The organism is Bdellovibrionota bacterium (genome assembly GCA_035292885.1).
Classification (GTDB): domain Bacteria; phylum Bdellovibrionota_G; class JALEGL01; order JALEGL01; family DATDPG01; genus DATDPG01.
Genome location: DATDPG010000157.1, coordinates 1 through 5076, shown reverse-complemented (window position 1 = coordinate 5076; position 5076 = coordinate 1). Strand labels below are relative to the sequence as shown.

The following is a 5076-nucleotide window of genomic DNA, read 5'->3' as shown; positions in this document are numbered from 1 at the left end:
GGTTTCGACCATCTCTCGAAGTTTCCCCAATACCTCAATCGTGTCCTGGATCGGGTTTCCTTTTGAAAGTTGGTACGACTTGCATAGGATTTCATTCTTATCGTTTAAGAGGACCGCTTTGGTTGAGGTCGATCCGCCGTCGATTCCGATAAAGCCGCGTACGACTTCGTCCGGCTTAAAGTTCACGGGGGTGAATTTATTCGGCTTATATTTTTCCTTGAATGCTGCGAGTTCCTCGGGGTCCTTGGATAGCCCTCCGCCGTCCGCGCTCTTCTTCCGGATCGCTTTCTCTTCTTCACGACCGAACGTCAAATAATACTCAAGACCTTTGATGCCCTGAAACACGCCGACGTCCGCGTCTTCGTCTTTTCCGAACTCCACAGCGCCGATCGCCGCAAAAAGATGGGCGTTTTTCGGGACGATAATCAATTCCTCCACGGGAACGCCCGCGGGGACCGGAACCTTTCGTTCGTCCCAAATCCGGGGGATGTGATACCGCCACGCCTCCATCATTCCGCGCACGTACATGTTCGGCCCGCCGAGCAAGAGAACCTTGGGCGTAAGCGTATTGCCGCGCGTGAGAACGCTGATGTTCTGGCCGATGATACTGTCGAAAAGCGAAGCCATGATCTCGTCTCGCGGTACGCTTTGCTTTTGGAGGCCGTTGACGTCGGTTTCGGCGAAGACGCCGCATTTCCCGGCGATATGATGGATTTTAATTCCGTTATGCCGTTGCTCGCAGAGTTCCGCGGCCGGAATGCCGAGCTTGGCGTTGATTTTGTCGATGACCGCGCCCGTTCCGCCCGCGCATTTGTCGTTCATCGTCGGAATTTTTTTCTTCTTTCCGCTCTTCTCGTCCGTTCGGTAGAAGATCATCTTGGCGTCCTGGCCGCCCAGTTCGATGACCGATCCGGTATCGGGGTAGAACTTCTCCACGGCGAGGGATACGGCGTTCACTTCCTGAACGAACTTTGCGCCGATATGCCGCCCGATACTGCCGCCGCCGCTCCCGGTCACAAAGACGCGAAAATGATCGTCTGGAATCGGGAACGATTCTTTGATTCGCTTTAAGAAGTCGAGAGCGACCTCCGGCTGCTTCGTTTCATGCCGTTTGTAATCGCTCCAAACGAGTTCGTCGGTTTCCGGGTCGACAACGGCCGCTTTGACGGTTGTCGAGCCGACGTCGAAACCGATCATCAAACGTTGTTCTTTTTTTCCTTCCACTTACGCCGCCATGGCCGGTAACCGTTCAATCCCGGCTTCTCTCATCCTCTGCGCCACGTGGTACACAAAATTGGCCGCCGTGCCCGCGATCTCCTTCTGCTTCGGCACAATGTAGTGCGGGTTTGAAAGCTCCGGATGACTGTTCGTATAAGCTTTGACTTGGTCGAGCGTGTACCCCGTATTCCGAAGCACTTCGGCGTACTCATTCTTCGCTTTGAATTTCGCTTCGCCAAGAGCCATCTGAACGCGGCTGTGGCCGTTGATCGCCCCTTCGCCGGAGGTTTCGATCGGAATATAGATCATGTCCTTATAGTGGTTCACGACCGCGGATTGAGCGCCGTCGGATTGTGTGCTCGGCATGCAGCCGAACGGCTTGAGTGATAGCACCATGTGGGCCATCTTCTTATTGTGGTAGTAAATGTTCTTCGCCACTTCCAAGTGCCCTTCGCCCCCGCCTCCATGAATGTTGTAGTAAGGGTCGCCGAGGCGCTGCAGCGTCGTCTGGTTCGTCAGATGATGAGCCGTCCCGCCTAACGCTTCGCGGATATTGTCGTATTGCTTTTCAAGCAGGCGGCCGCCGACGGAAAGGGCCGCGAGGATTTTTCGAGCGCGGAGTTCGGCCTTCAGCCGTTTGAACACCCGGCGGGTCGGGGGAATCTCGTAGTAGTCCGAGAGGTCCTTCTTGTCTTTGATCTTCACTTTCGCTTGGTTGATCAAATAGTTGATCCAGTTTCCCACCGGCTCGACAATCACTTCCGCTCCTTCGCGCTCCAGGAACGTAAACATATTGAAGTTGCCGTCCCCTTCGGTCGTCTGGGCGAAAAACTCACCGGTAATCTTCACAATCGGTTTGCATCGGGTCCGGTCGACCTTGATTTTGCTGAACATGTCGCGGACATGCTCGCAGGCCTTCAAGTACCGTTCGTTGTGAAGGAACCGGAGGATGTTTCCGATGTACTCGAACTTGCCGACCATCTTGGGTAGAAGTTTTAGGTGGTCGCCTTTGCCCGGTTCCGTGCCAGCCGCCACAATTTCACCGTAGAGGTAATCCATCGCCTCTTTAAGCGTGTATTCGGTCTCTCCTTTGTTCACTTCGTACGGCCGGATCTGATACGCCACTTCGTTCACGAGGTCCCCCATGGAAATGCAGTTCAAAATCATTAGATAAAGTTCGAGGTTCATGTCGAGGCCGGCGCCGCCGTCCTTCTTGTCGCCCCGTTTGACCCCTTCGTCCTGACCGAAGATCAGAACGCGGAAGTCGCCGAAACCGGAATTCCGCAACGCCAATCGATATTCCGCTTCGTACATGCCGAAGCGGCACGGTCCGCACGCTCCGGCCGTAAAAAACACGTAATTGTCGCAAATCGATTTTCGGTCGATCCCTTTGGCTTCCATTTTCTGCAGGTATTGGACCAGGTTGCCGACCGTAAAATAGGTGGGGTTGCACTGGCCGTTGTTGCCGTACTCTTTTCCAAGCTGAAAGGCCGGGACGTCGGGTGCGGGAATCGGCTCCGCGCTGTATCCCATGGCGTGAAAGACACCTTGAATGAGTCGCTCGTGCTTCCAGGTCAGCCCGCCGTACAAAATCGTCGTCTTTTCGCGCTGATTTCGCGTAAACGCTCGCTCCATGGGGCGCTTGAAATGTTTCTTCTCCGTTTCCTCGACCCCCAGCTCTTTGCTCCAGACTTCCCGTGCGGCCGCGAGTCTTTCCTGAAGAAGCTTCTCCGCCATTTCGGGGGTGATAGAACTCAGGGATGGAAGCGGTGCGAGTGACATAGCGGTTCCTTTCTCGTGTAAGCGAAAAAGATAGACAATTTGTGTAGTGAAAACAGCTACTTCCTGTCCAATGGCTGGATTAATTAGTTGAATGGGCGTGGAAGGCGGCTGAACAGCAGCGAGATTTGGCAGGGATGGCGGCTTCGTGTAGCTATGAGCCCATGCAAACCGGGTCGGGCATCATTCTCACGAACGATCAAATGATCCTGGTGACCGCCCTGATCAAGATCGGATTGATGGCGGCGATGGCCACGGTTCTTTCCCGTTTCGACACGTTCAAGCGGATGTTCTTCTTGGAACGCGAAGGCGTGAAGGGGCGTATCTATTTTATAGCCCTCATGGGTGGACTTTTCAGTCTCGGTGTTCTTGCTCGAATCTTGCTGGGTTACGTCGCCGCCGATATGGGGCTTGAGGGATCGCTTCTGGGCGGGCTGGTGGCCGGTTCGATCGTCGGCATGACCGTCGGCCTGGCCGTTTCTCTGCCGGCGGTTGCCGCCGGTGAGTACGGCTTGATCCCCATCGCCGTCGTGGCCGGATTGGCGGGGGGATTGCTCCATCATTTTTGTTACCGCCAGCGCCAGCGGATTTCGTTCAGTCCTTTGACGCTCGTTTTTTTCCGCAGGTATCGTGAGGATCAAAACGATCGGCCGCACCTTCGGTATGACCTCCGCCTTTTGATCGTCATCGTCGCCTTGAGCGTATTGGAGCTGGGCGCAAGCAAGGTTTGGGGAAGATCGGTTTTATTTACGCTCATTCCCACGCACAGTTGGACGCTGGCCGCGCTTCTGATCGGAAAGGCCGCCGCAATCGGCGTGCCGCTCATGATTTGGGATCACACGTATGTCGAAATGGCGCTGGCCGAACGGGAGCGCGGAATCGTTCAGGCGCGGCTGGACGCGCTGAAGAGCAAAATCCAGCCTCACTTTCTGTTCAATACGCTCAACACGATCGCCTCGCTGATTCGGATCGATCCTCCCAAGGCGCGCACGGTCCTGCAAAAGCTGGCTCAAATCCTGCGGGCGATTTTGGATACCAACGACGATTTCCGGCCTCTGGAAGAAGAACTTCGGTTTACGGATGACTTCCTCGACATTGAAAGGGCGCGGTTCGGCGAGGAACGAATTCGCGTGCACAAGAACGTCGATCCCGCGCTGCTCCGCATTCACGTGCCGAGTCTCCTGATTCAACCGATCGTCGAGAATTCCGTGATTCACGGGTTAAAGAAAAAGAGCGGAACGATCCGAATTTCCGCGCAGAAGTCGGACGAGTATCTTCATTTGATCGTGGAGGATGACGGCGTGGGGATTTCGGCCGAGCGCTTAAGCGTCGTGAAAAATTCCGGGATCGGTCTGTCGAACGTGAACGAACGACTCCATGTCCTGTACGGCTCCGATTTCGATTTTGACGTGGAGAGCGAGCCCGGAAAGGGAACGCGAGTGTCCGTGGCCTTTCCGCTCAAGTCGACGTCGTCGAGAATTGCGGGGAACGCATGAGGACGGTAGTGCCCGGGCGCATCGGCGGCCTTTGTTGTCAAACTACGTCAGACTCGGGACGCTTGCGATGATTCGAGCCTTGGTCGTCGATGACGAAGCGCCGGCCCGGAGCGAGCTGGCGTATCAATTGGGGCAGTGCCAGGACGTGCAGGTGGTCGGAGAGGCCGACGACGGCCTTCAGGCGCTCTCCCTCGCGGAACAGCTACATCCCGACGTTCTCTTTCTCGATGTTCACATGCCCGAAATGGACGGAATGGAAGTGGTTCGGAGGCTCCTTTCCTGGAAAACAATTCCGTACGTCGTGTTCGTGACGGCGTACGATCGTTACGCCGTTCGCGCGTTCGAGCTTCACGCACTCGACTACATTCAAAAACCGGTGGATTTGGAGCGGCTCTCCACCTGTGTGAACAAAGTCCGCAACATCGTCACAAAAGATCTTCTTTTCCGCGGAGCGCTCGAGAAACTGGCGGGGGCGATGGGGTCAATTCCGCAGAACGCTCCCAAGGAATACGCATTTCAGCTGGCGGTACGTAACGGGCGGCGGATTTACGCCGTGCCGGTGGAGGATATTCGTTATGTTCGT

Annotated in this window: 4 protein-coding genes; 2 read left to right on the top strand and 2 right to left on the bottom strand. The window is 55.6% G+C overall.

The window, feature by feature from the left end:
* Both VI895_11385 and VI895_11380 read right to left on the bottom strand, forming a co-directional pair.
* The coding region (locus VI895_11385) for a BadF/BadG/BcrA/BcrD ATPase family protein (GenBank protein ID HLG20402.1) at positions 1-1224 on the bottom strand (1224 nt) is incomplete at its 3' end.
* Positions 1225-2955: an activator of (R)-2-hydroxyglutaryl-CoA dehydratase gene (locus VI895_11380; protein ID HLG20401.1), complete on the bottom strand. Its 1731-nt coding sequence runs from the start codon at positions 2953-2955 to the stop codon at positions 1225-1227.
* 206 nt (positions 2956-3161) lie between these two features.
* Between VI895_11380 and VI895_11375 the strand changes: the two genes are divergently transcribed.
* A complete protein-coding gene (locus tag VI895_11375) occupies positions 3162-4493 on the top strand; it encodes a histidine kinase (GenBank protein HLG20400.1) in 1332 nt (443 codons plus the stop codon).
* A gap of 67 nt (positions 4494-4560) precedes the next feature.
* Positions 4561-5076, top strand: a 516-nt coding sequence (locus tag VI895_11370) for a response regulator (GenBank protein HLG20399.1), incomplete at its 3' end; no start/stop codon positions are given.